The following is a 26,623-nucleotide window of genomic DNA, read 5'->3' on the forward strand; positions in this document are numbered from 1 at the left end:
CCGATCACCTCACCACGTAGAGCATCGCGAAGATGAGCACCCACAGGAAGTCGACCGTGTGCCAATAGGTGGCGCACGTTTCGACGAGCTCCTGGGATCGCCGTGCCGGACTGCGCAGTTGGTAGACCACGATGCCCAGGACAACGAACCCGATCAGCAGGTGCACGAAGTGGATCCCGGTCAGGAAGAAGTAGTAGGTGAAGAAGTCGTCGCTGTCGAACCCATGTCCCATGCGGACCAACCGGGCCCACTCGAACACCTTGAAAAGCAGGAAGATTGCGGCGAATGCGGCCGTGATGTAGATGTCCTTGAGCGCCGCCCGGTAGGCGCCGGCGCGCGACGACTGCACACACCGCGCCACCGACCAGGAGCTCAGCAGCAACACCAGCGTGTTGAAAACCCCGATGCGTAGGTCCAGCTGCGCCTGCGAGTGCAGGAAGAGCTCGGGGCTTCGGGCGCGATAGAACAGGTAGAAGCCGAAATACCCGGTGAAGACCAGCGTTTCGAACAACACGAACGCCCACATGTCCGGCTGCCCGGGCACGAACCTGGCGGGCTTGTCCTTCCTGGCGAGGTCCGTCATTGCGTGGCCACCCCATTGCGCGCGAGGTCGGGCAGGCGCCCGGTGCCGAAGTCTTCGCGGCGGATCATCCGAAACAGCATCACGATGAAAGTGACTTGGTAGACGCCGAACACGACCATGTCCAGCCACCACGCGATCTGGCCGTTCCATGCCAGCACGCCGCGCTGGAAGATCCAGCAGGGCGCCACCACGACCTCGGTGAGCGCGTTGCACAGGTTCAGATAGCCGAACCACTTGGGGAACACCCGATTCTTGTCGAGCAGAATCGCGAGCATCCAGATCAGCGAGCCGATCAGGAACACTCCCATGGTTCCGTCGAAAGACAGGAAGGCGAAGTCGTAGAGCCAGCCGATCGCCTTCGGGTCGCGCTCGGGCCGCAACGTCCCAACGATCAGCGCGACACAGAGCAGCAGCAGGCCCGGAAGCGCGCTGAGCGAGTAGATGAGCAGATACGAGTACCCGAAGGCACGGCTGACCGACATGCGCCGCATCGAATACGCGATGAGGGCGTTGTTTATCGCCGTCATGCCGGTGATGGCGAAAATGACACCCAGGCCAATCGGTATCCCGAGGTGACGTTCATGGAACCAGTGGACCTGCGTCGCGAGGTCCCAGGTGGGTTGCGGCGGGGGCTGGACTTGCGCCACCACGAAAATCATCGCAAAGAAGACGTTGTAGAAGACGATCATCACCGCCCAAGCCAGCCACAGCTCCCGCTTGGGGCCGCGCCACAGCTGCCAGGCGATCCGCTGCGGCAGTGGCCCTGCACTCATGCGTCGACCAGTTGTTCTCTGGGACCGGCGTTCTCGGCGCGCTCCCGGTAAATGGCTTGGCCCAGAACCACGCCCATCACGATGATCCAGACGGCAATGGCAATGTTTTTCACCCAGAACGTCAAGAAGCCGTCCCACGCCAGCGGCCCGGTCAATGACACGCCGACGAAGGCGGCGGGCACCAGAGCGGCCGCCACCAGAAGGTTGAAGTGAGCCACCCAACGGCCGAATATCGGATGCGGCTGATCGTCGAAATAGATTGCCAGGGCGAGGATCACGCTTTGCCCGATCAGAAACGGAACCACGATGGTGAACGTGATCCAGCCGAAATCGTTGAGCAGCTGTGTCAGCTCCGGGCTTCTCTCGGGACGGAAGGCGGCCAGCAGCCAGCAGACGTTGGCGACGAGAAACAGGGTGGGACCGCCGGCCACGCAACCCAGCATCGCGTAGGAGAAGATCGGCGTGCGATGCGCCATCCTGCGGATCTGCAGCACGACCAGAACCAGCACCGGGACCAGGCAGACGCCGAACCAATTGAAGACGATCATGCTGTAGCGGATCTGTGGCAGGTGCGTCGGATCGCGATAGAACGCGGCCACCTGGTCGGCCGACATGCTGGGTGACATCGGCGGATTGAATGCCGGAAACAGGAAGAAGGCGGCGATCCAGATGATCACCGTCGCCGGCAACGTCCACAGCAGAATCAGCTCACCATCGGTCCGCCGTCGGGCAACGCGCCCTGCCGTCGCATCGCCCCCGCCGACGTCGGACATCGGTACTCCTCCCCACGCGGTCGCCTGCCTATACGACTAGTCAGCGAAACTAGCCGATCGGCTAGCCTCGGTCAATAGCCGATCGGCTAGTCTCGTTCTGTGAGAGCAGCACGACAGCCGGACACCGACGGCGAGCTGAGGATCGTCCAGCACAGCCCGGCCCGCACGCGGGTACTCGATGCCGCGCTGGACCTGATCGCCGAGCACGGTGCCAGCGGTACATCGCTGCAGATGATCGCCGACGCCGTGGGGATCACGAAAGCTGCTGTCTACCACCAATTCCGGACCAAAGACCAGATCGTGCTCGCGGTCTCTGAGCGCGAATTCAGTCGACTGCTCCCGGCACTCGAGGAAGCGGAAGCGCACGGCGACGGGCCGGAGGCGCGCGACGCGCTGTTGGTTCGCATGGTCGAGATGGCGGTTCGCGATCGCCAGTTGGTCCGGACGCTGCAGTTCGATCCCGTGGTGGTTCGACTGCTGGCCGAGCACGAACCGCTGCGACGTTTCATGGACCGCGTGTATCGAGTGCTGCTGGGCGACGCCGGTCTGGATGGACGGATCGAGGCGGCCATGTTCTCGGGCGCGATCAGCAGTGCGGTCATGCACCCCCTGGTCGCCGATATCGACGACGAGACGCTGATCGATCGGCTTACCGAACTCAGCCGGCGCCTGCTGGGTCTGCATCGGGAAGCACACGACTGACCGACGTGTCATCCGGCCGAACGATGCGTGCGGCTACGTGTCGGCGCGGATCCAGCTCAAAATGCCGTCGTGGGCATAACAGATCAGGAACAGACCGTCGGGCGCCTGCGCGACGTAGTTCTGGTAGTTCTGGCAATTGGCGCCTTCGTCCTTGACCCCCGCCATCGGCGGTGACCGGAACCATCGCGGCTGGTATCTCCGCGGTGAACCGCAGAACATCAGCCGTCCGGGTTGCGCGGCGGGGGGAACGTTGCTGTCGTCGACACCGAAGACGTAGTAGGTGGTGTTGTCACACGGCGCTCCCAGGACCTGATGCGGCATGATGCCCGGGGTGCAGGCGGGGTAGTCGCAGACGGTCGGCCCGGCGAAAGATGGCGGCGCCGCCAGCACGCCGGCGCCGATTAACGCGGCAAACAGGGCCACGATTGATCGCACGCAAATACTGTGCCACATCCGCAAAGATCCGGAAAGAAAATTCTCCTCCTCGGAGAAGGTCGCCTGGGCCAGGCCGGTCGTCCGTTCCGGCCGCCCCCGAACACCCCCCGGCCTGTTGCCCGACGGGCGGGCATTTCCGCATGTAAGAGCCTCGGGGGGAGCCACCCGATGCCGGCGTTGAGCCCAGGCCGAAGTGATAAGCTGCTTCTCCGTGCAAGATCCGGATGGGCCCGACGCCGACCGTTGTGACGAGCCGGCGGACGTGGACGCCGAAGACGAAGTTGCCGCGGCGGAAGCGCGCGCCGAGGCGGCTCGGGCCCGCCTCGCGAGGCTGCGCGAGGCTGCCCAAGACGCCGAGCGGCGCTCCGCGAAGTCGACCCGGAGACGGATCCGGTTGCCGCGGCGTCCCCCGCGACTGCGGCGTCCCACGCGCCCGCGGTGGCTCCGACGTCCGGGGCGGAAAGCAATAGCCGCCGGCGTCGGCGTCGTGCTCGCCTCCGTTTCCCTCGCGGCGAGCGGCTACATGGTGTGGCAGCACCGCGCCACCGTGCACAAGCAACAGCTCACCGCCGAGTTCGCCGCCGCGGCCCGGCAGGGGGTCACGGCGCTTCTGTCGATCGACGCCAACCATGTCAGGGACGACTTCCAGCGCATGATCGACGACTCCACGGGCGACTTCAAGGCCCAGCTGTCGGCGTTGTCAGGCCTGCGGGCCAAGCAGGCGGAGGAATCGAAGGTGACCAGCAAGGGCACCGTGGAAGCCGTCGCCGTCGAGTCGCTCAGCGATGATTCGGCGGTCGTGCTTGTCGCGGCGAAATCCGATGTCACCAACCCGGACAACACGAAACGGCCAACGGTCCCGCTGCGGATCAGCGTTGGCCTCAAGCGCGACGGCGGTCAGCCCAAGATGTCGAAAGTCGACTTCCTGCAATGACTGTCGAGCCTGGCTCGTCGCTGGACGACATCGAGACCACAGCGTCCGACATTGAGTCGCCCCCCGGCTCCGCGGGATCGGCTCGCACCGGTGGACCCGCCACGATCGGGCGCTGGGTCCGCCGGTGCGCGGCGAGGTGGCGTTGGATAGTCGCGACGATGCTGGTCGTTACCGCGGTGGGTGTCGCCGCCGGTTTGTACTTCAATTTGTACCGGCCGGATCAGCGGGTCGGCGACGCAGTGGCCCACCGGGCGATCCAGGCGGCGTCGGAAGGTTCCGTGGCGGTGCTGTCGTACTCTCCCGACAACCTGGACCGCGATTTTTCCAAGGCGAAGTCATATCTCACCGGTGATTTTCTCGCCTACTACACCAAGTTCACCGAACAGATCGCGGCGATGGCACAGCAGAAGCAGGTCACGCAGACGGCCCAGGTGGTTCGGGCCGCCGTCTCGGAGTTACACCCGGATTCCGCCGTCGTGCTGGTGTTCATCAACCAGACCGCCAAAAGCAAGGAGAAGCCGGAACCGCAGACAACCGCGAACAGCGCCCGGGTGACGTTGACGAAAGTCAATGGTGCCTGGCTGATCTCGATGTTGGATCCGCTGTCGTGACCGCTGCCATTTCTGGTCCGATCGGCATTTTGTCGGAGCCGAACCGGTGTTAATCTCATTGCACGAAAAGCCGCAAGCAATGTCGAAAACCGCATAACAATGTCGGTTAATTGAAGCGGGTGGAGGAGCGCCTGATGCGTTCAGTTCGAACACTCACTACCGCAACGCTGGTGGCCGCCACCGTATTCGGCGGTTTGGGCACGGCATCCACAGCCCGGGCGACAACCAAGGAAGAAGTGGCCGTCAACGGCACATTCCGCGCCACCTCCATCGGCGATTGGGCGCAGAGGAACGATCAGTACTACGGCGAGCCGACGGTCGTCCAGACATGGACCATCAGCTCGACGTGCGAAACGTTTCAGGAATGCCACGGCACGGTGACGAGCGACCAGGGATGGAGTGCGCCCCTATATATGAATGACGGGGAGATGTGGAAGGTCAAACGCGAGGTCCGGGACTGGGAGCGGTGCGAGGACGGCACCGCCTACACCGGACAGCAGACTTTCTTTTTCTATCCCGTGAACGACTACGGCGGATATCAGCTGGGGTCGCCGACGATGGCCGGAAAGGACAAGACGGTCGGCCCGAGCGGTGCCTGTGGGCAAAATCAGTGGCTTGATATCACGATGCCGTTGCGCCTGGACAAGATAGGCTGACTCGGCCTCAGGTGGGAAGCATGTCCTGCCACGTCTTGTGGGACTTCGGGGCAACGAGATCCGACTGCTGGTACAACTTCCCGTCCGGACCGACATAACGACCGGTGCGCGAGTCGTACTTTGCCACCGCGACCGTCGGTGCGGGCTTAGATGCGTTGGCCCCGAATGAACTTGGCGCGGCCTGCGGCCCTTCGCCGCCGGCCGGGTCGGGTGGTGCGGCATCGGGAGGAGGCGGCGGTGCGGGCGCGGCGGGTGGCGGGGGAAGTTCCCCGGGTGACGGGACGTCGAGCGGCGCTATGGGCGGGAGGTCAGCCGACATTCTCGACATGGGCGCCAGCGGGGGTGGTCCCGACGACGGCACCGGCGGGACGGCCGCTCCAATCGTGCCCGGCGGTGGATTTTCTCCGCGCGGCCCGGGCGGCGTGCCGCGCGGCACCGCCCCCGGCGGCAACGGCGTTCCCTCGAGCGGGCCAAAGAGCCTGTCGTTGACGGTAACCCGGTCATCCACCGGCACGCCCTGGGCGATCAGGTTCGGATCCAGGGGGTAGGGACCGAGAACGTGCTGCTTCATCGCCAAAGGCATGTATGGCTTGTCGCTCTTGCAGATCTCCACGGTGGGCGCACGTTTTCCGGGCTTGTCCATGCAGGGATAGTTGCGGGCACCGCGAACCCCGATCGGTGAATCCTGCGGGAGTTTGCAATACAACCCGTCCGGCGTGTCGATGTCGGTGAGGTCGTCCGGGGATCGCCATGTGTTGGGTGGCATGAAGCCGACCGTGCAAATCGGCGGATCGTCGATCGTGAGCGCGAAGTCGCCTTGGGCCGTGCCCTCGGGATGGTTCTCCGCCTGGGCGGCCTGCTCGATCGCAACCGCCGACGGCAGCAACACCAGCAGCTGCTCCAGCGACGGGTGGTAGGTGACGCCGATCTGCCCGATGGTGGTCAGGTTGGCGAGCAACACCGGCAGCGTCGGCTTGACTTGTTCGAGAAGCCGGGAAGCTTCGTTCGCCGCCTCCGGACCGTTTTGCAAGATGGTGCGGAAGTGGGAATCGTTGTTCACCAACACATCCGAAATTCCGGCGAGGCTACGTGCCCACGTTCTGATCGAGTCGGTGGTGCGTGCCTGCGTATCCAACAGCGGCCCGGTGTCTTCGGTTAGGGCCCGGGTGCGATCGACGACGCCGTTGGCGTCGCGCGACACCGTCGTCGTGGAGTCGAACAGCGACCCCAGGTCGTAACCGGAACCGTTGAAGCCCTGGAACGACTCGTCGAGCAACTGGCCCAGTTTGGTCTTCGGAATGCTTTGCACCAAGGCATTGACCTGGTCGAGCATCGGCCCGACCGCCTGCGGAATCTTCGTGTCGCGCGAGGCGATCACCGAACCGTCGTGCAGGTAGGGCGGCGAATCGGTTTTGGGTCGCAAGTCCACGTACTGTTCACCCACCGCGGAGACACTGAGCACCTCCGCCGTCAGGTCCGCGGGGACCTTCGGTGAAGTGCTAAGCGACAGCGTCGCTTTCGCGCCGGTCGGCGTCAAACCGACGGACGTCACCTTCCCGAGCTGAACCCCACGATAGGTCACGTTGGAAAACCGGTACAGGCCGCCGGTGGCCGGCAGCTCCAGCGTCACGGTCATGCGGCCGATCCCCAGCAGCGTCGGCGCTTGGATGTAGAACAGGACCATCGCGATCACGCCGATGATCCCGACGATCGTGAAGATCGCCAGCTGGATCCGAACGAAGCGCGACAACATCTATCCGCCGCCTTCCGTCGGTGCCGGTGCCTGTGCAGCAGGCGGAGGCCCGGGCAACGGTGCCGCACCCGGCGGAGGCCCGGGCAGCGGAGGCAGGGCCGCCGGGTCGACCCACGGTGGCCGCACGGGATCGTGCAGCGGATCGTGGGTGTACTGCAGGTAATACGGGTCCCCGGGCGCCGGTACCAACGGCTGGTCCAGCTGGCCCCAGTGGGTCCCCAACATCAGTCCGCGCTTGAGGCGTGGAATCGACAGGTCCAAATCGACGTGCAGGTTGAAGTAGTCGCCTCGGACGGCTCGGTCGACGAAGTTCTGCGTGAACGGGAACACGAACGCCGCCGCGAGCGCCGTGCCCAATTCGGGTCCGACGTCGGCGAGCCCACGGAGGGTCGGCTCCAGGTTCTTGAGATCCTTGACCAGGTCGGCCTGGGAGTCGTTGATCAGCCGGGTGGCGGTGTTACTGAAGACGCGAAGTTTGTCCAGGGCGGCGGTCAGCCGTGGGCGCTCCTTGATCAGCACATCGAGCGCGGGCGGTACCTTCTGCAGCGCCCGGGTGAGAACGTCGCGCTGGTCGGCGAATGTGCCGGCAAGCCGGTTCAGCGCATGAATGGAGTCAACAATGTTGTCCCGCTGGTCGTTCAGTGTTCCGACGAACGTGTCGAGTCGGGTGATCAGATCACGCACGGCGCCCTCCCGCCCGGACAAGGCGACGGAGAAATTGTGGACGATCTCGCCGATCTGTCCCAGCCCCCCGCCATTGACGACCGCTCCCAGCGACGAGAGCGTCTGCTCGGTCGAGGGGTAGGCCGACGACCGGCTGAGCGGGATGGTGGCGCCCGGCTGCAGCCGTCCGGTTCCCTGCTGGCCGAGCGGCGTATTGAGCTCCACATGCATCGACCCCAGCAGGCTGGTCTGGCCGACGGTGGCCACCACGTTGGCCGGGACGACGACATCGCGCTTTACCGAGATCTCGACGTCCGCGTGCCAGCCCTGCACTCTCATCGTCCCGACACTGCCGACTACGACGTCGTCGATCATCACCGGCGAATTCGACTCCATCGTACCGACATTCGGGAGTTCGACGTGGTAGATGTTGGCCCCCGGCCCGCGTCCGACCGCGCCGGGCAGCGGCAGTGAATTCAGGCCGTGGAATGCGCATCCCGTCACCGTCAACATCACGCAGGAGCCGACCGCGAACACCCGCCGCGCTACCCGGGCGATCATTGTTGGGGCCCTTCGCCAGGCAGCAGCATGCCCGACACGCTCGGCGCCGGTGGTGGTGGTGCCATCGGTGTCGACGGCGGGGGCGGCAGCGGCATCGCCGCACCCGGTATCCGCGCCGGCGGCACCGCCCCCGGCGGTCCAACCGGATCACCGGGCAGACCGGTGTAGGCCGATACCGCGGGCGGGATCTCGGGCGGTCCCGGTTTCGGCCCCTCGCCGCCGGGTGCCAGGCGCGGTTCGGTGTAGAGGATCTTGGAGGGGTCTATCGACTTCTGCAGGAATATGTTGATGGGAATCGGCAGGCTGTTGAAGTTGAGCACCCGCAACCCGGGACCGAGGAACAGCGAACACAGCTTGCCCGATTCAACCGCGGTGACGTTCTCGATGGCGCCGAGCGCCGTGCACCCGGGCACGGGCAGCGGAACCATCAAACCCGAAAACGTGGAATTCGCGAAGTTCATGATCCCGAACCCACCCACGATGGTTCCGGTGTCGGCGTTGTAGTCGTTGAAGAAGTTGCCCAGGGCGTTCGGCGAGGTGTGCAGGATATTTTCCAGAGCCGTGTGCTGATCGACCAGGGTCTGCGTGACGTCGGCCAACCGGGCGATCTGCTCGCTGGTCTGGTTGCGCGTCCCGGCGATGAAGCGCTGCACCTCGCCGACCGCCGTCGACAGGTCGGTCAGGGCCGCGTCCAGGTCGGACTTGCTGTCGTTGACCACGCTGGTGAGCGTGGCCAGGCGATTGTTGAACTGCACGATCTGCACGTTGCTGTCGCGCAGCGCGCCGACGAAGGTCTGCAGGTTTTTGATGATGTCGACTATGTTGCCGCTGCCGTTGGCGAGGATGCGGCCCACCCCCGACAGTTGACCGAGTGTCTGCCGCAACTTGTCGCCGTTGCCGTTCAGCGCATCGGCGGCGCTGTCGATGAACCGGCCCACCGACGTGCCCGATACACCGCTCTTGGGCCCCAAATCCGTTGCCAGCCGCATCAACTGGGTTTTGACCTCGTCCCACTCGACCGGTACTGCGGTCCGCTCGACCGGGATAACTGCCCCATCGCGCATGACCGGGCCACTATCGCGATAGGCCGGCGAGAGCTGGACGTAGCGGGCGGCCACCAGATTCTGGGCGACGATGACGGCCTTCGCGTCCGCCGGAATGGGCACGCCGTGGTCGACCTTGAGGGTCATCTTGGCGTGTGTGCCCTGCGGCTCAATGGATTTGATGTTGCCGACTTTGACACCCGAGACCCGCACCTCGTCACCGGGGTAGATCGCGGTGGCGGTGGTGAAATATGCCGTAATCGTCTGTGGGCCGAACACCGTAGCACGGACGAGCACGACGGCGCCGGCAACGATGAGCCCGACCAGCACAACGGCCGCCGCGACCGTCAACCTGCCGCGAGGGATCCGCGAGATCACTGTGATCCTCCGATCCTGCCGCCCAAGGTGCAGGCGGGGCACACCGGAATACCGTTGTACGGCCAGGGAGTCAGTGACCGAGGCACCGGTGAAGGATAGCCAGGACCCTTGGACGTATCGAACGTGCGGAATCCCCAGAGGTAGTCGATGATCGGTTGGAACAGTTGCGGGGCAAGGAAGTTCGGGACGAACGCCTGATAGGCGTACATGCTGGAGATGCCCTCACCGACCGTGATCTCGAACTTGGCAAGGCCCGGCAGCGCCTTGCTGATGTTGTCGCGGTTCTTTTCCAGCATCGCGGTCACCGAATTCAGCCTCTCCAGCGTCGGTGCCAACTTGCTTTCGTTCTCGTGCACCAATGCCGTCAGCTGCTTGGCCACCGCCGACGTGTTGGCCAGCAGGTCCACGATCTCTTGTCGCCGCTCCACCAGCACTTCGAGCAGGGTGTCGGAGTTGAGGATGAGTTTGTTGACCTGCTGGCTGCGTTCGGAGAGCACCCCGGTGACGTCGCCGGCACTCTTGAACAGCTCGCCCAGGTTCTTGTTGCGGCTGTTGAGGGTTCGTGACAGCCGGGTGAGCGCGTCGAAGGCCGGCCCCATCTGAGGTGCGATCTGGTCGAGCGTGGCCGACAGCGTGTCCAACGACTGATTCAGTGCCGTGGTGTTCGTTCCGGCGGTATCCGTCGTGAAGTCGCTGACCGCTTCCGTCAGCGAGTAGGGCGAAGACGTGCGCGAGACGGGGATGAGAGCCATCGGATGCATCGTGCCGCTGCCGGCGGACTCCAACGTCAGCGTCCGCTCGCCCAGCAGCGTCCCGGTGCGGATGTGTGCGGAAGTCTCCGACCCGAGCAGGATGTTGCCCTTCATCGCAAACGTCACCAGGGCGTCGCCGTGGCGCAGCTTCACATCCGACACCGTGCCGACCTTCATCCCCGACACGATCACGGGGTTGCCCGTCGCAAGGCCACCGGCTTCGGAGAACAGCGCCTGATACCTGACCATCGTCGCCCACGAGATGAACCGGTCGGGTGACAGGCCCACCAGGATGACCATCACGATCAAGACCGCGCCGATGAATCCGGCCTTGATGAGCCCCACTCCGCGATACTTGAGCATTAGGGTTCCGTGCACCTTCCAGCTTCAGATCGGAATATCGGGGCTTTCACCGTCCTGCCCTGAAGATCCGTGCCGCGGAGCTCCAACATGCAGAGGTAGTACGGAATGGTGGAGCCGTTCGCGCCGAGTCGAACCAGCTTGCGGTAGTTTTTCGGCGCCTTTCCGATTGCCGCGTCGAGGCGGTCCTTGTCGTCGTCGAGTATCGGCGCCAGCCGACTCAACTGATCTATCGTGCCCGACAGCGGCGGCCGGGCGCTGCTCAGCAGATCCGCCAGCGAGGCGGTTCCGTTGTCCAGGGCGTCGATCGCGGACCCGATGGTGTCGCGGTCGTTCGAGAGCCCGGTGACAAGCCGCTCGAGGCGATCGATCGCGGCCGAAAAGTTACCGCCCTCCTTGTCGATGTACGCCACCACCGTGTTGAGGTTGTCGATCAGCTGCTGGACGGTTTGATCGTTGTCGGCCAAGGTATTCGAAAACGATGTCGCCTTGGTGAACAGCGAGTCGAGAGTCCCGCCCTGACCCTGGAAGACCTGCAGCAGTCCTGCGGTCAGCGCGTTCACATCGCGCGCATTCAGGCCCTGGGTAACGGGTTTCAGTCCGCCGAGCAGCAGATCGAGGTCGAGCGCCGGCGCGGTGCGATCGACGGGAATCTGACCGCCGGCCGGCAGACGCCTGGTCGGGCCCGGACCATCGACGAGCTCGAGGTAGCGATCGCCCACCAGGTTGAGGTAGCGGACCGCCGCCCTAGTGCCCTCGGTGAGGACGATGTTGCGGTCGGCGTCGAACTTCACCACGACCTTCTTGTCCGGCCGCAGCGCAACGCTGTTTACCGTGCCGACCCGGACCCCGGCTACCCGCACCGACTGCCCCGGCTTGAGACGCGACACGTCGTTGAACACCGCCGAATACCCGGTCGTCGCACCCGTCCGGTACTGGCCGAAGATGAAGAACAGGAAGGCGGTCAGCATCGCCATCACGACCGCAAAGATCGCGAATTTGATCAGCGTGGCGCGTGTCCTCATCCGGGCATCCCGACCTGAACGGAGTTGCGTGGCGGACCGGCGATCGGGCCGTACAACAGCTGCTTGAGCAGATCGGAGTTGATCAGCAGCTGTGGGTTTCCGTACCCCACCGGGTCGGCCCCGATATCCGCAATCAGCTGCTTGGGATTCGAGTTGAACGGGATCCTCGGCAGACCCATGCACTGGGGGCCACCCGTCGCCGCAACCTTGGGCAGGTTCGTCGGATACCGGTAACGTTCGCCGCCCCACGTGAGGCTCGCGGATATGTTGATGCTCGGTTCCGACAACGGCGAACCGTGCCCGATGGTGATCAGGCCACCGAACGCACAGGTGAACACCTCGTGGTACTCGTTGGTCAGATCGGTGGTCGGCACCAGCAGATGGAACACATTCGTCAGCGGTTGGCGGTTTGTCGACAAGACGTTGTTGCCGATGTCGGCCAAGCCGATCGCGCTGATCAGCAAGGCATCCAGGTTGTGTTGCTCATCGACAAGCGTCTTGCTGATCGTGGTCGCGTTGGCCGCGGTCTTCACCAGGTCCGGCGCCGCGTCAGCATAGGCGTTGGACACCGTTGGCAGGACGGCAAGGTCGTGCCTGAACGCGGGAAGGCTCGGCTCCAGCCTGGCCAGGAACGAATCCAAGTCGGAGAGCGATTGGCCCAGCTGTGGGCCCCGCCCGCTGAACGCTTGTGCCAGCGCACCCAGTGACTCGTTGAGCTTCGGCGGGTCGATGTGTTCCAGCACCGAAACCAGTTGCTGGAACACCGTGTTGACTTCGACCATGACGTGCTGACCCTGCAGCGTCTGGCCACTGTGTAGCCGCTGCGCCGAGGGTTGCTCGGGCGGTACCAGCTCGACGGACTTCGCGCCGAACACCGTCGACGACGCGATGTTGACGAGCACGTTGCTCGGAATGAAGTGCAGCTGCGACGGGTCCATCGCCAGGTGAATGGCCGCCTGGCCGTTGGGCAGCGATTCGATCGAGGCGACCTTGCCCACCTGCACGCCGCGCATCTTCACCTTGGCGTCCGGGTTCATGACCAGCCCGGCGCGTTGCGAGATCACGGTCACCGGCACGCTTGGGGTGAAGCTGCCCTGAAACAGGCCCACCGCCAGAACGAAGATCCCGACGACCAGCGCGACGGTGGCCAGGCCGGCCAGGGGCCGCGCGTACGAACGGGCGCCGAAGTGCTGCCCCGGCGCGGCGCCGATCGGCGTTGCGGCACTGGTGGTTTCAGACCGGTGGATGGGGCCCGGCCCGAGGTTTCCCGTCACTTTTCTGTTCCCATCCTCTCCTACCCGGATAGGTTGAAGTTGCCGTTGCTGCCGTAAATGGAAAGTGAGACCAGCAGCGTTACCGATACCACGACGATCAGCGAGGTGCGCACCGCGTTACCCGTCGCGTTGCCGACACCGGATGGCCCGCCGGTAGCGAAATACCCGTAGTAGGTGTGTATCAGCAAGATGGTCAGCGCCATCAACACGGCCTGCAGGAACGACCACAACAGGTCGATCGGGTTCAGGAACGTGTCGAAGTAGTGATGGTACAAACCCTGGGACTGCCCGAAGAGGAACGTCGTGGTGAACTGGCTGGCGACGAACGACAGGATGACGGCGATGCTGTACAGCGGCGTGATCGCGAGCATTCCGGCCAGGATCCTGGTGCTCACCAGGTACGAAATCGGCCGAATGGCCATGCTTTCCAGCGCGTCGATCTCCTCGTTGATCCGCATGGCGCCCAGCTGGGCGGTCACCCCGGCGCCGAAGGTCGCCGCCAGACCGATCCCGGCGACCACCGGTGCCGAGATACGCACGTTGATGAACGCGGCAAGAAAGCCGGTCAGCGCCTCGATACCGATATTGCCCAGCGAGCTGTAGCCCTGAACGGCCAGCGTGCCGCCCGCCGCCAGGGTCAGGAACCCGACGATCACGACGGTTCCGCCGATCATCGCCAAAGTGCCTGCGCCCATGCTGATCTCGGCGATCAGTCGAATGACTTCGCGGCGGTAATGCACCGCCGCAAACGGTATGCCGGCGAGCGATTTCCCGTAGAACAGGGTGTGGTCGCCGATCCGCCCCAGCGCGCCGACCGGCTTTTCGAGTTGATGGCTCAACCGTGGATATACAGCTCTCAGCGCCACCGCAGCCCCCTACTTCACCGTCATCTTGATGCCGATCGCGGTGACGACCACGTTGACGACGAACAGGGACATGAACGCATACACCACGGTTTCGTTCACCGCGTTGCCGACGGCCTTGGCGCCGCCGCCGGTGATGATCAGGCCGCGATAGCAGGCGACCAGTCCGGCGATGAGGCCGAAAAGCGCTGCCTTGACACAGGAAATGATCACCTCGGGCACCCCGGTGAGCAAGGTGATACCCGCGGCGAACGCGCCGGGGTTGACGTCTTGCACGAACACCGAAAACGTGTAGCCGCCCAAAATGCCGATGATGCAGACCAGGCTGTTCAACAACAGCGCGACCAGACCCGACGCCAACATCCGCGGCGTAACCAACCGCTGCACCGGGTTGATGCCCAGCACCTCCATCGCGTCGATCTCCTCGCGGATGGTTCGCGACCCCAGGTCCGCGCATATCGCGGTGGCGCCGGCACCGGCCACGATCAACACGGTGACCAGCGGGCCGACCTGGGTGACCGCCCCGAACGCGGCACCGGCGCCGGACAGGTCCGCGGCACCGAGTTCGCGCAACAGGATGTTGAGCGTAAAGCTGATCAGCACGGTGAACGGGATTGCCACCAGCAACGTGGGGGCCAGCGCGACGCGCGCGATGAACCATGACTGTTCCAGGAACTCGCGTGCCTGGAACGGCCGGCGGAACGCGAACTTGACCGCGTCCGCGGACATCGCGAAGAGACCCCCAACCGCCTGCATGGGCCCGGAGAGATTCCTGGTCAGTCTCAGCTGGGGCAGTCCCGGTGACCACCGGTCGTCGCGGCTAACCGACATCGGCCTCAGATCCTTCCAAAGTTATGAGACCGGTAGTCTTGTTCTTGCGCAACGGCTCCGGTAAGTTCAGCTGAACCGGGGGTTCGGGGTCCACGCCACCGACGGCGAAATGCCCAGCGGGCAGCCACATTTCGGCGTTCGTCTCCGGCGTGACAGCCGCTACCACCCTCACGCCAGTCCTCCGTTTCGTTGCGTGAGTCGGCGCTCCAAGACAAGGCGGGCCGAACGAGACCACTTGTCTTGCAGCGTCCGGAGATTATGACTCATGCCGCGTCCAGGTGGAATGGAAAACGCATAACCGTTATCGGACGGCCCGGACCCTCCGCGCTCGCGCACGAGCGGGTCGACAGCCGCGACCTTCGGCTCAAACATTGGCAGCTCCGGTATCAGGTGACGGCGCCGGCCGTCTTGAGTTCGATGATGCGGTCCCAGTCGAGGCCGATCTCCATCAAGATCTCGTCGGTCTGCTCGGCGAATCCGGGCGCCGGGCCGGTCTTCGGCGCGGTGACATCGAACTGAACCGGGTTGGCGACCAGTTCGAGTTCACCTGCGCGCACTACATACTCGTTCGCACGGATCTGCGCGTCGTCGGCCGCCTGCAGGGTGTCCTGCACGGGCGCCCACGGCCCCGCGAGCGTAGCAAAGCGTTCGCTCCATTCGGCGAGGGTGCGAGTCGCGATGGCCTTGGTCAAGATCTCGACCGCGTCGGGTGTGTTGGCCGCGATCTTCTCGACGGTGGCGAAGCGCGGATCGTCGGCCAATTCCGGCTTGTCGATATGCCGGCACACGTCGGCCCAGAACTTGGTGGGCTGCATCATCACGAAGGATATGTAGCGGCCGTCGGACGTTGTATACAGCCCCACCAACGGGTTATTCGGCGCCCCGTGCACGCCGGGCGGCGGCGATTCCATTCGCTGGCCCAGGTGCCTTGTCAACGCCACCGTATGTCCCAGCGACCAAAAGCCGCTGCCCAGCAGCGACACGTCCACGACGGACGCTTCCCCGGTGCGCTCGCGCTTGAGCAACGCCGCCGCGATGCCGCCGGCGAGGTTAGTGCCTGAGATGGTGTCGCCGTACGCCGGCCCGGGCGGCGCGATCATGCCGGGCATCCCCGCCGGGGTGATGGTGGCGGCGGTCCCGGCCCGGCACCAGAACGCGGTCATGTCGTAGCCGCCCTTGGTCGCCTCTTCGCCGCGCGGACCGAGCGCGCTTCCGCGCGCGTAGATGATCGACGGGTTCACCGCCCGGATGTCGTCGACGTCGATGCCGAACTTCTGCCGGGCGCCGGGCAGGAAGCTGGTCAGGAACACGTCGGATCGGCGCGCCAGCTCGTAGAGTACCTCCTTGCCCTCGGGCACCGACATGTCCAGTCCGATGCTGCGCTTGCCGCGGTTGGCGTGCTCGATATTGGGGTTCGGGTCGCCTTCCACGCGCAACATGCCGGTCTGCCGAAGCCCGCGCTGCGGATCGCCGGTCACCGCGTGCTCGACCTTGACCACGTCGGCGCCCCACTCCGCCAGCACGGCACCCGCCGACGGGACGAACCCGTACATGGCGACTTCCAGCACGCGGATGCCCTCCATTGGCCTCATGCCGGTGTCCCCGTGTCGCGGCCGTCCTGCGCTGGCATTCGACTCCCTGGTGTGGTTACGGTCACGAAAATTTCATTCTCTTCCCCGGCGAATCTTACATTCGAGTCTCGAGAATTCAAGAAAGTCTCAGGAATGAGATCGGCCTGCTGACCAGCAACGTAATCGATGCTGTGTTGCCGCGCTAGGACTCTCGGCGCTGGCCGACTGCGGTTTTCTGGGTATGTTGCACGCCGCTTCGGCGCGAGAGTAAGGTTCTCATAATTGTAAGGGAGATTCTTTGTGACTGAGACGACCCAGTTCGCGGCAGAGGCCTCGTCGTGAAGACCGCGGTGGTCACCGGTGGCGGATCCGGCATCGGCCTCGCGGTCGCGCATCGACTCCGTGCCGACGGCCTCGACGTCGCCACCATCGACCTCAGGTCGTCCGACGCCGACCTGTCCTTCACCGCCGACGTGACGGACCGCTCGCAGGTGGACGCCGCGCTGTCGGCGATACGCGCCCGGCTCGGGCCGGTGACTGTTCTGGTCAACGCCGCGGGCCTGGACGGGTTCAAGCGGTTCAACAACATCACGTTCGAGGACTGGCAGCGCGTGATCGACGTCAACCTCAACGGCGTGTTCCACACGATCCAGGCCGTGCTGCCGGACATGGTGGAGGCCGGGTGGGGGCGGATCGTCAACATCTCGTCGTCGAGCACGCATTCGGGCGCTGCCTACATGAGTCATTACGTGGCGGCCAAATCCGCGGTCAATGGGCTCACCAAGTCGTTGGCGCTCGAGTACGGGCCGAGCGGCATCACGGTCAACGCCGTGCCCCCCGGTTTCATCGACACCCCGATGCTGCGCAGCGCGGAGAAGCAGGGTTACCTCGGCGACATCGAGGAGACCATCGCCCGGACCCCGGTGCGCCGGATGGGCAAGCCGGAAGACATCGCCGCGGCGTGTGCCTTCCTGGTGTCGGAGGAAGCCGGCTACATCACCGGTCAGATATTGGGCGTCAACGGCGGTCGCAACACCTGAACGCACCCGATCCCTGAAGGAGACACCGTGAAGGTCTGGGTTGATCCCGAACGCTGCCAGGGCCACACCCTGTGCTCGATGATCGCTCCGGATTCGTTCCTGCTCAGCGACATCGACGGAACTTCGTCGGCGATCGACGAAGAGGTGCCGACAGAACATCAGGACAGCGTCCGCGAGGCCGCGCGGTCCTGTCCCGAGCAGGCCATCATCATCACCGATGAATGAGGGAGACAGCGCATTGAGTGTCGACGACGTCGTCAGCGACAGCGATCGTGAAGCGCACCGGTATCACTTCGACCGGCACACCGCCGAGTACCGCACGCGGTTCAACGCGATCACCCAGGAGATGCACGCCAAGTGCCCCATTGCGTGGAGTGATACCTACGGCGGCCATTGGGTGGCGGCGGGCAGCCATGAGGTGTTCGAGCTCGCCCGCTGCCCCGCGGTGTCCAACGATCACGATGTCAACAACGAGAGGCGTGGCTACAAAGGCATTTCCATCCCGACGGCCAGCCGCATCAACGGCGTGCGCGGCGGCATCCTGGAGATGGACGACCCCGAGCACCGGATCTACCGAAACGTGCTCAACCCTTATCTGTCGCCGGCGGCGGTCAAGCGCTGGGAGCCGTTCGTCAACGATGTGACGCGCGCCTGCCTCGACGAGAGGATCGAGGAAGGCAGCATCGACTTCGTCGACGACTTGGCCAACGTCGTGCCCGCCGTTCTGACGCTGGCACTCATGGGCATTCCGCTCAAGAACTGGAAGATGTACAGCGAGCCGACGCACGCGGCGATCTACACACCCGAGCACTCCCCGGACATCCAGCGCGTCACGGAGATGCACCGGCAGATGGGGCTCGACCTGGTCAACAACATGATCGAGATCCGCGAACATCCGCGACCCGGAATCGTGAACGCTCTGCTCGAGATGCGCATCGACGGCGAGCCCGCCCCCGATCTGGAAATTCTGGGCAATCTTGGATTGGTCATCGGTGGTGGCTTCGACACCACGACGGCCCTGACCGCCCACTCGCTGGAATGGCTTTCGCAGCACCCCGACCAACGCGAGCTGCTCAGCAAGGAACGCGACACCCTGCTCGACCCGGCGACCGAGGAATTCCTGCGCTACTTCACCCCGGCACCCGGCGATGGCAGGACCTTCTCCGACGATGTCGAACTCGACGGCACCCACTTCAGGGAGGGTGAGCGGTTATGGATTTCCTGGGCGATGGCCAACCGCGACCCGTCGGTGTTCCACGACCCGGACGAGATCATCCTCGACCGTAAGGGCAACCGGCACTTCAGCTTTGGACTCGGCGTGCACCGGTGCATCGGATCCAACGTGGCGCGCACCGTGTTCAAATCCATGCTCACCGCGGTTCTCGACCGGATGCCCGACTACCGGTGCGACCCCGAAGGCACCGTCCACTACGAGACCATCGGTGTCATTCAGGGCATGCGGAATCTGCCCGCCACCTTCACCCCCGGCCGCAGGATCGGTGCCGGCCTGGACGAGACGCTGGACAAACTGCAACGCATCTGCGACGAGCAAGAGCTCGCCCGGCCGATTACCGAACGCAAGGAAGCCGCAGTAATCGACTGAGCCACTTCCTGGTCGGCGTGGCTACGAGTTATATTCAGGCCGATCGCGTGCGCGGAGATGGGAGACGCATCCGTGAAGAGGTTCGCAATATGCGTTGCGCTGATCATGGCCGCGGTGACGTTCGCCCCGACGGCCCACGCGGACATGCAGATCGGCAACTACCGGGTGGTCACTGACCGCGATCCCGGCCACGTCTGGATTTGGGCGATTCGGCCGTGCGTTTCTCGCGAACCGGGATGTCGAACCGTCCAAGGGGTGCCGCAACCCAACGGGCAAGCGGCGCCCTGGAAGGCGGACGCTTACCTGTCCAACGGCCGCTACACCATGACCGTCGACGTGCCCGACGGCGTGCGCTGCGTGGTCCAGTTCTTTCCCTCGCATGATGTCTATTCGTGGGATCCGGTCTCACTGGGCGGTGAGCTGGTCTCGACCTATGACACGGGTTGCGGCGGCGGCCCCGGGGGCAGCAGCACGTACCCCTTCTCGCTGGTGCGTTGGTAGCTAGGGCGAACTTGTCTAGCCGCGTGGCAGCCCGAGCACACGCTGCGCGATGATGTTGCGCTGGATCTCCGATGTGCCCCCGGCGATGGTGCCGGAAAAGCTTCGCGCATAACGCTCGAACCAGCTGGCGAAGTAGTGGTCGAGGTTCATCGGCGCGTACGGTCCGGTCTGTCCCGGGTGGATGAGCCCGTCGGCGCCGGCGCTGTGCAGGGCATGTTCGAAGCCGCGTAGTTCGGCTTCGGATCCGAGCAGCTTGAGCACAGATATCGCGGCCACGTCGTCTTCGCCGCGAGCGGCGCGGGCCAGGGCCACCGAACCCAGCAGGCGGAGCGCCTGTTTGTCCATGATCGTGGTGGCGTACTGATCGCGCTCCAGCTCGGTGGCGGGATGCCAATCGGCGAGCAGGTTTTCCATGCGATCCGCGAAACCCAGCCACATCATGGTGCGTTCGTGCCCGAGTGATCCGTTGGCCACCCGCCAGCCCTGATCGAGCTCGCCGACCAGGTTTTCGGCCGGCACCCGCACGTCGGTGAAGAACACCTCGTTGAAATCGAGGTCGTCGACGCCGCAGATCGACGGGAACGGCCGGCGCACGATACCCGGGGTATCGGTAGGGATTATCAGCGCGCTGATTCCCTTGTGCTTCGGGGCATCCGGATTGGTACGCACGAATGTCAACAAGACGTCGGCGTCGTGCGCCCCCGAGGTCCACACCTTCTGCCCGTTGACCACGAAGTGGTCGCCGTCGAGCACCGCGCGGGTGCGCAGCGACGCCAGATCGGAGCCGGCGCTCGGCTCGCTCATCCCGAGCGAGGCGGTGATCTCGGCGCGCAGGATCGGCACCGCCCAGCGCTGCTTCTGTTCGTCGCTGCCGAACGTCAACAGCGATGCCGCAACGATATTCACCCCCTGCGGGTTGAGGCTGTGGTAGATCCGCCGGCGGCACAGTTCCTCGAGGTGAACGAATTGCTGGACGACGGTCGCGTTGCGCCCGCCGAATTCGGGGGGCTGGCCGGGCAGCAGCCAACCGTTGTCGAACAGCAACCGCTGCCAACGGCGCGCCCATTGCGGCATGTGCGAAACCGAACGCGGGCGCTCCAGGGTTTCGCTTGCGGGAGGCAGGTTTTCGTCGAGAAATGCCGCGAACTCCGCCCGGAACGCCTCGACGTCGGGATCAAAAGTCAGCTGCACGATATTCCTCTGCGATCCGCGCGCGATGCTCCGCCGCGCCGCCGAGCATGAGCTCACCCGCCTTGGCCCGCTTGAGCGCGAACTGCAGATCGTTCTCCCAGGTGAACCCCATCGCGCCGTGCAGTTGCAGGCCGTGCCGGAATACCAGCGCTTGGCACTCCCCCGCCGATGCCTTGGCCATCGCGGCCGCCAACCGGCGGCGGGGATCATCGGCCGAGATCGTCAACGCGGCGAAGTAGGCCAGCGCCCGGGCGCGTTCCACCGCGACGTGCATGTCGGCGCACTTGTGCTGGACGGCCTGGAACGAGCCGATCGGCACGCCGAATTGCTGCCGGCTTTTGACGTGCTCGAGGACCAGATCGAGGATGCGCTGGCAGGCGCCGACGATGTGGATCGCCATGCCCGTCAGCGCGACGTGGTGGGCGTGCTCGGAGTCGACGGTCAGCCGGTCGCTGTCGGGTACCCGAACTTCGGCGAATGACAGGTCGGCGACATGCAGCACGGGGTCGAAAACCGTAGAGCGCCGGGCGGATACCCGATTGGCCGGCACGAGGAACACCCCCGCGTCGGTCACCACGGCCAACCGGTCGACGCGATCGCCGTCGAGGACGTGGCGCGCCGTGCCGTCCAGCACCCAGCCCTCGGCGTCGCGGTGCGCCGACACCCCGTTGTGCACGGCGGTACCCGACTCGTGCGGGTCGAACCGATCCGCGGCCAACGGCGCGAACTGACTCATCGTCGCCAGGAAGGGCGTGGGATCGGTCGCGCGGCCCAACTCCTCGAGGACGATCGCGAGCTCCACCGTGCCGGCCGGATCGTTCAGCTCGGTCCAGCCCTGGTCCACGTACGACTTCCACAGCGGGCTGGGGTCCACGCCCTGCTCGGCCACGCTGCGCACCAGCGACGGCGGACACTGCTTGCCGACGACGTCGCGCACCGTGTCCTGCCACAGCCGCTGATCAGCATCGAACTCCAACAGCATCCGGGCCGCCTCCTGTCGTCGCCTAGCGGCGAGAATACCATTCTCTCTTCCGAAAGTAATAATCTCGAAAATGGCGTATGACGTGACGCGACCGCCTTCGGACAGCGAGATCGACGCCAGCGTGCACGTCACTCGCACTTCTTCGCGCCAGCGTCGATCTCGACGAAAAGTCAGTGAGGTCTAGGGCACCGCGGCGATCAGGTCGCCGGCCGGCTCCCCCCAGCGGTCGAGGTTCACGAACTCGACGAGCGGGCGGCGGCGAACCGGCCCGTGCTTGCCCTTCGGCCACCCCACCACGATGTGGCCGGCGATCATCCAGTCCTCGGGCACGCCGACGGCTTCGCGCAGCAGTTGCTCGCCGCCGTACGAGGCCCAGCTGGTCATGCATGCCCCCAAACCCTGGGCGCGGGCGGCGAGCAGAAAGTTCTGCATGGCGGGAAAGATCGAACCGCCCAGCAGGAGTTCGGATGCGGTCGGATAGTGCTGCTGCGCGAACAGGACCGAGGTGAATTCGCCCGCCCGGTCGTGCAATTCGTAGGTCGCGCGGTAGGTGCGGGCGCGGCGGCTGTCGTCGTCGTCGGCGGGCCGGGTCATTCCGTACACCGGCTCGATCACCTCCAGCGCGTGCGCCGCGGCCTTGGCGACGACGGCCCGCTGCTCGGGCGATCGCAGCACGACGAAGCGCCAGCCCTGCGCGTTGGCGCCGGAGGGCGCCCACCTGGCCGCCTCGAGGCACCGGGCCAGGGTGACGTCGTCGACCGGCACGTCGGTGAACCGCCGGATGGTCCTGGCGGTCGACATCACTTCCCAGATGTCGCTGCTTGCTCCCATGGCTGACAACCTATGCGATGTCGTCGTCGCCCATCCAATGGACGAATCGCTGCAACGGATACATGGCATCGTGCGGGCTGCCGAGGACGTGAGCGTTCGCAGTTCCCAAGCGGCACAGGCGTTGAGCCCCGGCGCTGGCCAGCCGGTCTCGTAGTTGTGCCTTGCGCTCGTACGGGTAGACGCCGATGGTTTGGGTGGCGACGTTGACGTAGCGGACCGCGTCGTCGAGCGAATCGACCATGACTACGTTCGAGGTCTTGTTGGTGGGCTGGAACTCCACCGGCCGGTCCGACAGGATCACCAGGCCTCGGCCATCGAAACCGCCCCATACGTTCACGTCGCCCATCGCCTCCATCACCTGGATTTCCTCGCGGCGCTCCGTCGACAGTGGCGGGCCGCCGGCCGACGCGAACTCACGGTCGGCGCCCAGGCGCTCCGCGAGCTCGGCGCAGAACGATTCCACCTGGGGCCGTTGGCCTTCGACGAAAGCGTAGCGGCTGGCCAGGCAGGCCTCCTGGTTGAACACCGTCGTGTCGGCGGCAAGCAGCTCGGCCACCTCGGCGACGCGGTCCTCGGAGTCGAAGGCCTCGCGGCCGATCATCGAGATCGAGGATTTCGGGTCGAACGAGATCAGCTGGATGCCGGGTCCCAGGTACTGGATCACGTTGTTGATCGCATCGCCGCCGCCCCAGGCGACGATTTTGTCGAAGTACTGCGGCCGGTACAGGGTGCGCTCGATCGCGGTGTCCCCGCCCTGCCAGTAGATCGCCGACATCGACCGCACCACAGGGTGTTTCGGATCGATTTCTGCCATGGTGCGCAGCACCGCGACCGTGGTGAACGGGTCACTCGAGGGCATCTTGAACAGGTTGACCGCCTTGACCAGCGCTCCCTGCGCGATAGACGACACACACCCCGATGGGGCATTGCCCGCCAACATGTGCACCATCCGCGGAGGGAAGGCCCGGATCGCCCCCTTGTTGCCGTATATGTCGACGCGCTCGACCCACCCGTCGAGCGCCTCACGGTTGGCAAAGTTCGAATCGACGATGCTTTCCAGCAGCGGCCTGGTGAGGAAGTAGGGGGCCTGACGGTAGAGATTCTCCACGACGCGCCGCGGCAACGGATTGGTGGCCGCGATCAGTTCAAGGCATTCCTGAAGGTGCGGGTTGCGATCCAAATGCAGACGCTCACCGGTTTCGACCAGGAAGTCGATGATCTCGGCCAGCTTGACGTCGAGCAGCGGCGGCAGCCGCGACCGCGGCAGCACGAGGGAATCGAGATCGATTGCGGGAGTGATGAAATCGGCACCCAGATCGCGGGATCTGTGGCGGACGGCGTCCCCCTCCACGACCGCGCCTTGCACGAAATGGGGCGCCGGCAACGCGGTCATGCGATTCCCCGCACGTAGGCGTCGATGCTGCCCGCGCAGGTGATCTTGTCGCCTCCCGGCAGGTCGGCGTAGCGGGTGATGTCGCGGCCCACGGTCGGACCCCGGTGTCCGCATGGGCACCTCGCAAAGCCGACACGGACCCGGTCTCCGCTGATCACCCCACCCCAGCGGCCTTCGATCGAAGCGTCGAAAAAGGCTGCGCGGGCCTCGATCTCACCATCAGCGGGGTCCAGCAATTTCTCGCCGGAGGCATCCAGCGGCAGCATGATCACCCACGGCGAGATGTGGTACCGCTGGGCGCGGCACAGCGGGAACGTCGCGTTGATCTCGCGCATGCTGTACGCGTGGTACAGCCGCTCCTCGGCGACATTGAACGTCTCCAGCACGTATTCCCGGTAATTCTCCGGCAGCGCGGCGCCTTTGAGTCCGCCCGCGACCATCATCGCGTTGTTGGGGTTGAAATCGTCGCCGCCGTGGCCCTTGGCGCGGATGCCTTCGGCGATCTGGTACAGGGTGGCGAACATGCCGGTCGCCAGCAGCGGCAGGTCGCGCGCGTCGATCACCGCATCGATCGCCTTGTTGGCCGAGGCGTCCATGTCACTCGCGCGCTGAGTGGCGATGCGTTCGAACTCCGCGATCTCATTGGGGCGTGCGGTGCCATCGGCCAGCTTGCGCCGCAACGTGATCATGTCCACCATCGACCCGACCGTGATCGGCTCGCCGTCGCCGAACTGGTAGGGCGGGTATCGCGACGAGAAGCAATCGACCATAGCCTGGCGGATGGCGTCCTCGCGCGGGGCGGCGAATTGCGGGCCCAGGCCCAGGAATTTTCGGTCCTCCCCACGCGTGAGGCCGGTCGCCCACAACAGCGCCTCGATGTTGATCCGCGCCGAGAGCTCGATGTCGCCCTCGGTGCAGGACAGCATGGCCGGCTTCCCGCCGGTCCCGCTGGAACACGACAGGTAATGGCCGACGGTCTCCAGCTGCTTGATCCAGTCATCGAGGGTCTGCACCCCGTCGGTGTCGAGGCCGTCGACAGCCCGGGTGGACACGGTGGCCAGCCACCTGCCCATGCGATCCCACTGCCGCTCGTTGAGCCAGCCCTCCGCGTACGTCTTGTAGGTGGTGTGGGCGAAGAGCAGCGGCACCAGGTCGGTGGGCCGCTTGATTCCTGTCACCCCGCCCGATTCCGCCCGGTTGGCCAGCAGCGGGATGGAGCCGAGTTGGCTCTGCAGCCGTTCGTTGGCCGCTGCCAGCTGCACGGGCAGCAGGTCGGCGGGTGCGATGTCAAAGCACTCCTTGGCCCCGACCAACCCCACCAGCTGCCCGGTCGCAGATGTCATCCCTAGCTCCTCGCGTCGGCCCTTAGTAAGTAAACATCACCGTATATTAATGCGGCGCGTTGTGCTCTGCCTGCTGCCGGGCAATCCGCTGATCGTGGATTCTGACCAGCTCGCGGAAGCCGAGCCGCGGGTACTCCGGTACCGGCTGAATACCCCATCGATCCTTGGCCGTGGCGATACCCGCCCCCTCGGGTGCGCCGTTGATCGGTGGGCCGGGGAACGGGTAGGGGTACTGGCATTCCAACGACTCGTTGTTGTAGCGCACCTTCATCAGCTCGCTACAGATGTCGCGGAAGCTCAGGGTCGGGTAGCCGTACCAGACTGCCAGGAACGGCAGGGTGAACGCGCCCTCGAGGACAAGACCGACCAGGCACACCATGATGCCGCGCCGCAGCCACTTGTGCAGCCGCGCATACTCTTTGGCGGTACCCAGGGGCAGATCCGTGGTTTCACCCGGCAACTTCTCGTCGGTGGATGATGCGCTCATTGGGTTCTCCTTAGTCCGAGAAGATTTCGCGATTGACGGTGTGCAGGTACGGGATCGCGAGGAATGGGGTGATGTACATGATGTCGTAGATCCACCACCCCAGGACCGGGAAAACCACGCCGGCATAACGGACGTCGGCGTACACGGTCATGTTCATCACGTAACCGACCCAGATCACCACGCCGAACCAACAGGTCACCAGCAGCCACTGGTAGCCCCATCGCTTCATCTGCAAGAAGGCGATGGCTGCGGCGATTCGCATCGGAAACACAGTCAGGATGAGCGCGACTTCCCAGCCCTTCTCCCCCGGAGCGCTCGCCCCACCGATCCAGAGCTGGTTGTAATGCCAGAAGTATCCGGCGTCAAAAGCGTTGCCCCATGCCGTGTACAGGACCCGGTAGATGAGGGTGTGGTTGGCGACCATGTCGAGGATCCAGCCCTGCAGGTTCAGTCCGGCATCGAGGATGACCAGGTAGCCGATCAAGGTGACCATGATCGGCCGCACCGACAGGCCCGATTTCAGTGCCCGTCGAAGCAACGCCAATCCGTACAGGAACAAGGGCAGGCCGAAGATGCCGGGCACGTTGGCCCCCATCAGCAACGTCCCGGCGATGAGCCACCTGTCGGCGCGGCGCTGCGCCAGGCGGCTCTGCTCGAGTTGGTCGTCGAGTGAAATGCCGGAAATCCGGTTGGTCAGCGGCAGATTCACGT

Annotated in this window: 28 protein-coding genes; 8 read left to right on the top strand and 20 right to left on the bottom strand. The window is 64.9% G+C overall.

Going from position 1 to position 26,623, the window contains the following annotated elements:
* Nucleotides 1-4 precede the first annotated feature (4 nt).
* From AC5Y6X_RS02940 to AC5Y6X_RS02950, 3 genes are read right to left on the bottom strand one after another with little or no spacing between them, the layout of a single operon-like run.
* Nucleotides 5-583: a cytochrome c oxidase subunit 3 family protein gene (locus AC5Y6X_RS02940; protein ID WP_499984380.1), complete on the bottom strand. Its 579-nt coding sequence runs from the start codon at nt 581-583 to the stop codon at nt 5-7.
* Nucleotides 580-1,356: a hypothetical protein gene (locus AC5Y6X_RS02945; RefSeq protein ID WP_499984381.1), complete on the bottom strand. Its 777-nt coding sequence runs from the start codon at nt 1,354-1,356 to the stop codon at nt 580-582. The genes AC5Y6X_RS02940 and AC5Y6X_RS02945 overlap by 4 nt, the downstream gene beginning before the upstream one ends.
* On the bottom strand, nt 1,353-2,129 hold the full coding sequence (locus AC5Y6X_RS02950; protein WP_499984383.1) for a hypothetical protein: 777 nt from the start codon (nt 2,127-2,129) through the stop codon (nt 1,353-1,355). The genes AC5Y6X_RS02945 and AC5Y6X_RS02950 overlap by 4 nt, the downstream gene beginning before the upstream one ends.
* A gap of 99 nt (nt 2,130-2,228) precedes the next feature.
* On the opposite strand from AC5Y6X_RS02950, the gene AC5Y6X_RS02955 reads away from it, so the two are divergent.
* Nucleotides 2,229-2,831: a TetR/AcrR family transcriptional regulator gene (locus tag AC5Y6X_RS02955; RefSeq protein WP_499984385.1), complete on the top strand. Its 603-nt coding sequence runs from the start codon at nt 2,229-2,231 to the stop codon at nt 2,829-2,831.
* 33 nt (nt 2,832-2,864) lie between these two features.
* On the opposite strand, the gene AC5Y6X_RS02960 is transcribed toward AC5Y6X_RS02955, so the two are convergent.
* Entirely contained in the window at nt 2,865-3,284 is a 420-nt protein-coding gene (locus AC5Y6X_RS02960) for a hypothetical protein (RefSeq protein WP_324673946.1), read from the bottom strand.
* 193 nt (nt 3,285-3,477) lie between these two features.
* Between AC5Y6X_RS02960 and AC5Y6X_RS02965 the strand changes: the two genes are divergently transcribed.
* The 3 genes from AC5Y6X_RS02965 to AC5Y6X_RS02975 all read left to right on the top strand — a co-directional run bounded on the left by AC5Y6X_RS02965 (nt 3,478) and on the right by AC5Y6X_RS02975 (nt 5,467).
* Nucleotides 3,478-4,200 (top strand): Rv1363c family protein, encoded by a 723-nt coding sequence (locus AC5Y6X_RS02965; protein ID WP_499984387.1) that lies wholly within the window; start codon nt 3,478-3,480, stop codon nt 4,198-4,200.
* Nucleotides 4,197-4,811, top strand: coding sequence for an Rv1363c family protein (locus AC5Y6X_RS02970; RefSeq protein WP_499984389.1), 615 nt, complete (start codon nt 4,197-4,199; stop codon nt 4,809-4,811). Before AC5Y6X_RS02965 ends, AC5Y6X_RS02970 begins: the two co-directional genes overlap by 4 nt.
* A 134-nt stretch (nt 4,812-4,945) precedes the next feature.
* Nucleotides 4,946-5,467 (top strand): Rv2253/PknI dimerization domain-containing protein, encoded by a 522-nt coding sequence (locus AC5Y6X_RS02975; RefSeq protein WP_324675005.1) that lies wholly within the window; start codon nt 4,946-4,948, stop codon nt 5,465-5,467.
* 7 nt (nt 5,468-5,474) lie between these two features.
* On the opposite strand, the gene AC5Y6X_RS02980 is transcribed toward AC5Y6X_RS02975, so the two are convergent.
* From AC5Y6X_RS02980 to AC5Y6X_RS03020, 9 genes are all read right to left on the bottom strand, one after another.
* A complete protein-coding gene (locus tag AC5Y6X_RS02980; RefSeq protein ID WP_499984391.1) occupies nt 5,475-7,220 on the bottom strand; it encodes an MCE family protein in 1,746 nt (581 codons plus the stop codon).
* On the bottom strand, nt 7,221-8,444 hold the full coding sequence (locus AC5Y6X_RS02985; RefSeq protein ID WP_499984393.1) for an MCE family protein: 1,224 nt from the start codon (nt 8,442-8,444) through the stop codon (nt 7,221-7,223).
* A complete protein-coding gene (locus tag AC5Y6X_RS02990; RefSeq protein ID WP_499984396.1) occupies nt 8,441-9,865 on the bottom strand; it encodes an MCE family protein in 1,425 nt (474 codons plus the stop codon). Before AC5Y6X_RS02990 ends, AC5Y6X_RS02985 begins: the two co-directional genes overlap by 4 nt.
* A complete protein-coding gene (locus AC5Y6X_RS02995) occupies nt 9,862-10,980 on the bottom strand; it encodes an MCE family protein (RefSeq protein ID WP_499984397.1) in 1,119 nt (372 codons plus the stop codon). Before AC5Y6X_RS02995 ends, AC5Y6X_RS02990 begins: the two co-directional genes overlap by 4 nt.
* Nucleotides 10,980-12,002: an MCE family protein gene (locus AC5Y6X_RS03000; protein WP_499984399.1), complete on the bottom strand. Its 1,023-nt coding sequence runs from the start codon at nt 12,000-12,002 to the stop codon at nt 10,980-10,982. Before AC5Y6X_RS03000 ends, AC5Y6X_RS02995 begins: the two co-directional genes overlap by 1 nt.
* Complete coding sequence (locus tag AC5Y6X_RS03005) at nt 11,999-13,213, bottom strand: MCE family protein (RefSeq protein WP_324675003.1); 1,215 nt, start codon at nt 13,211-13,213, stop codon at nt 11,999-12,001. The genes AC5Y6X_RS03000 and AC5Y6X_RS03005 overlap by 4 nt, the downstream gene beginning before the upstream one ends.
* A gap of 83 nt (nt 13,214-13,296) precedes the next feature.
* Nucleotides 13,297-14,142: an ABC transporter permease gene (locus AC5Y6X_RS03010; RefSeq protein ID WP_324673932.1), complete on the bottom strand. Its 846-nt coding sequence runs from the start codon at nt 14,140-14,142 to the stop codon at nt 13,297-13,299.
* A gap of 9 nt (nt 14,143-14,151) precedes the next feature.
* Nucleotides 14,152-14,970 (bottom strand): MlaE family ABC transporter permease, encoded by an 819-nt coding sequence (locus AC5Y6X_RS03015; RefSeq protein ID WP_324673930.1) that lies wholly within the window; start codon nt 14,968-14,970, stop codon nt 14,152-14,154.
* A 386-nt stretch (nt 14,971-15,356) separates the two neighbouring features.
* Nucleotides 15,357-16,562: a CaiB/BaiF CoA transferase family protein gene (locus AC5Y6X_RS03020; protein ID WP_324673928.1), complete on the bottom strand. Its 1,206-nt coding sequence runs from the start codon at nt 16,560-16,562 to the stop codon at nt 15,357-15,359.
* A gap of 317 nt (nt 16,563-16,879) precedes the next feature.
* Between AC5Y6X_RS03020 and AC5Y6X_RS03025 the strand changes: the two genes are divergently transcribed.
* From AC5Y6X_RS03025 to AC5Y6X_RS03040, 4 genes are read left to right on the top strand one after another with little or no spacing between them, the layout of a single operon-like run.
* Nucleotides 16,880-17,581 carry an SDR family NAD(P)-dependent oxidoreductase gene (locus AC5Y6X_RS03025; protein ID WP_499984401.1) on the top strand — a complete coding sequence of 234 codons (702 nt, stop codon included), beginning with the start codon at nt 16,880-16,882 and terminating at the stop codon, nt 17,579-17,581.
* A 27-nt stretch (nt 17,582-17,608) separates the two neighbouring features.
* The gene (locus tag AC5Y6X_RS03030; protein ID WP_499984403.1) at nt 17,609-17,806 is read left to right on the top strand and encodes a ferredoxin; all 198 of its coding nucleotides are present in this window, start codon (nt 17,609-17,611) and stop codon (nt 17,804-17,806) included.
* A 13-nt stretch (nt 17,807-17,819) separates the two neighbouring features.
* Nucleotides 17,820-19,184: a cytochrome P450 gene (locus AC5Y6X_RS03035; protein WP_499985205.1), complete on the top strand. Its 1,365-nt coding sequence runs from the start codon at nt 17,820-17,822 to the stop codon at nt 19,182-19,184.
* Nucleotides 19,185-19,241: 57 nt separating this feature from the next.
* Nucleotides 19,242-19,685 carry a hypothetical protein gene (locus AC5Y6X_RS03040; protein WP_499984404.1) on the top strand — a complete coding sequence of 148 codons (444 nt, stop codon included), beginning with the start codon at nt 19,242-19,244 and terminating at the stop codon, nt 19,683-19,685.
* 15 nt (nt 19,686-19,700) lie between these two features.
* Here AC5Y6X_RS03040 and AC5Y6X_RS03045 read toward each other — a convergent pair whose 3' ends face one another.
* From AC5Y6X_RS03045 to AC5Y6X_RS03075, 7 genes are all read right to left on the bottom strand, one after another.
* Complete coding sequence (locus AC5Y6X_RS03045; RefSeq protein WP_499984405.1) at nt 19,701-20,876, bottom strand: acyl-CoA dehydrogenase family protein; 1,176 nt, start codon at nt 20,874-20,876, stop codon at nt 19,701-19,703.
* Nucleotides 20,860-21,858, bottom strand: a complete 999-nt coding sequence (locus AC5Y6X_RS03050; protein ID WP_499984407.1) for an acyl-CoA dehydrogenase family protein — start codon at nt 21,856-21,858, stop codon at nt 20,860-20,862. The genes AC5Y6X_RS03045 and AC5Y6X_RS03050 overlap by 17 nt, the downstream gene beginning before the upstream one ends.
* Nucleotides 21,859-22,038: 180 nt before the next feature.
* Nucleotides 22,039-22,689: a nitroreductase family protein gene (locus AC5Y6X_RS03055; RefSeq protein WP_499984408.1), complete on the bottom strand. Its 651-nt coding sequence runs from the start codon at nt 22,687-22,689 to the stop codon at nt 22,039-22,041.
* A gap of 10 nt (nt 22,690-22,699) precedes the next feature.
* The gene (locus AC5Y6X_RS03060) at nt 22,700-24,082 is read right to left on the bottom strand and encodes an acyl-CoA reductase (RefSeq protein ID WP_499984410.1); all 1,383 of its coding nucleotides are present in this window, start codon (nt 24,080-24,082) and stop codon (nt 22,700-22,702) included.
* Nucleotides 24,079-25,425, bottom strand: coding sequence for a hypothetical protein (locus AC5Y6X_RS03065; RefSeq protein WP_499984412.1), 1,347 nt, complete (start codon nt 25,423-25,425; stop codon nt 24,079-24,081). Before AC5Y6X_RS03065 ends, AC5Y6X_RS03060 begins: the two co-directional genes overlap by 4 nt.
* 46 nt (nt 25,426-25,471) lie before the next feature.
* Nucleotides 25,472-25,912: a hypothetical protein gene (locus AC5Y6X_RS03070; protein ID WP_499984414.1), complete on the bottom strand. Its 441-nt coding sequence runs from the start codon at nt 25,910-25,912 to the stop codon at nt 25,472-25,474.
* A 10-nt stretch (nt 25,913-25,922) separates the two neighbouring features.
* The gene (locus AC5Y6X_RS03075; RefSeq protein WP_499984415.1) at nt 25,923-26,621 is read right to left on the bottom strand and encodes a hypothetical protein; all 699 of its coding nucleotides are present in this window, start codon (nt 26,619-26,621) and stop codon (nt 25,923-25,925) included.
* Between the last annotated feature and the right edge of the window lie 2 nt (nt 26,622-26,623).

The sequence above is a fragment of the Mycobacterium sp. NGS26 genome (assembly GCF_059813025.1).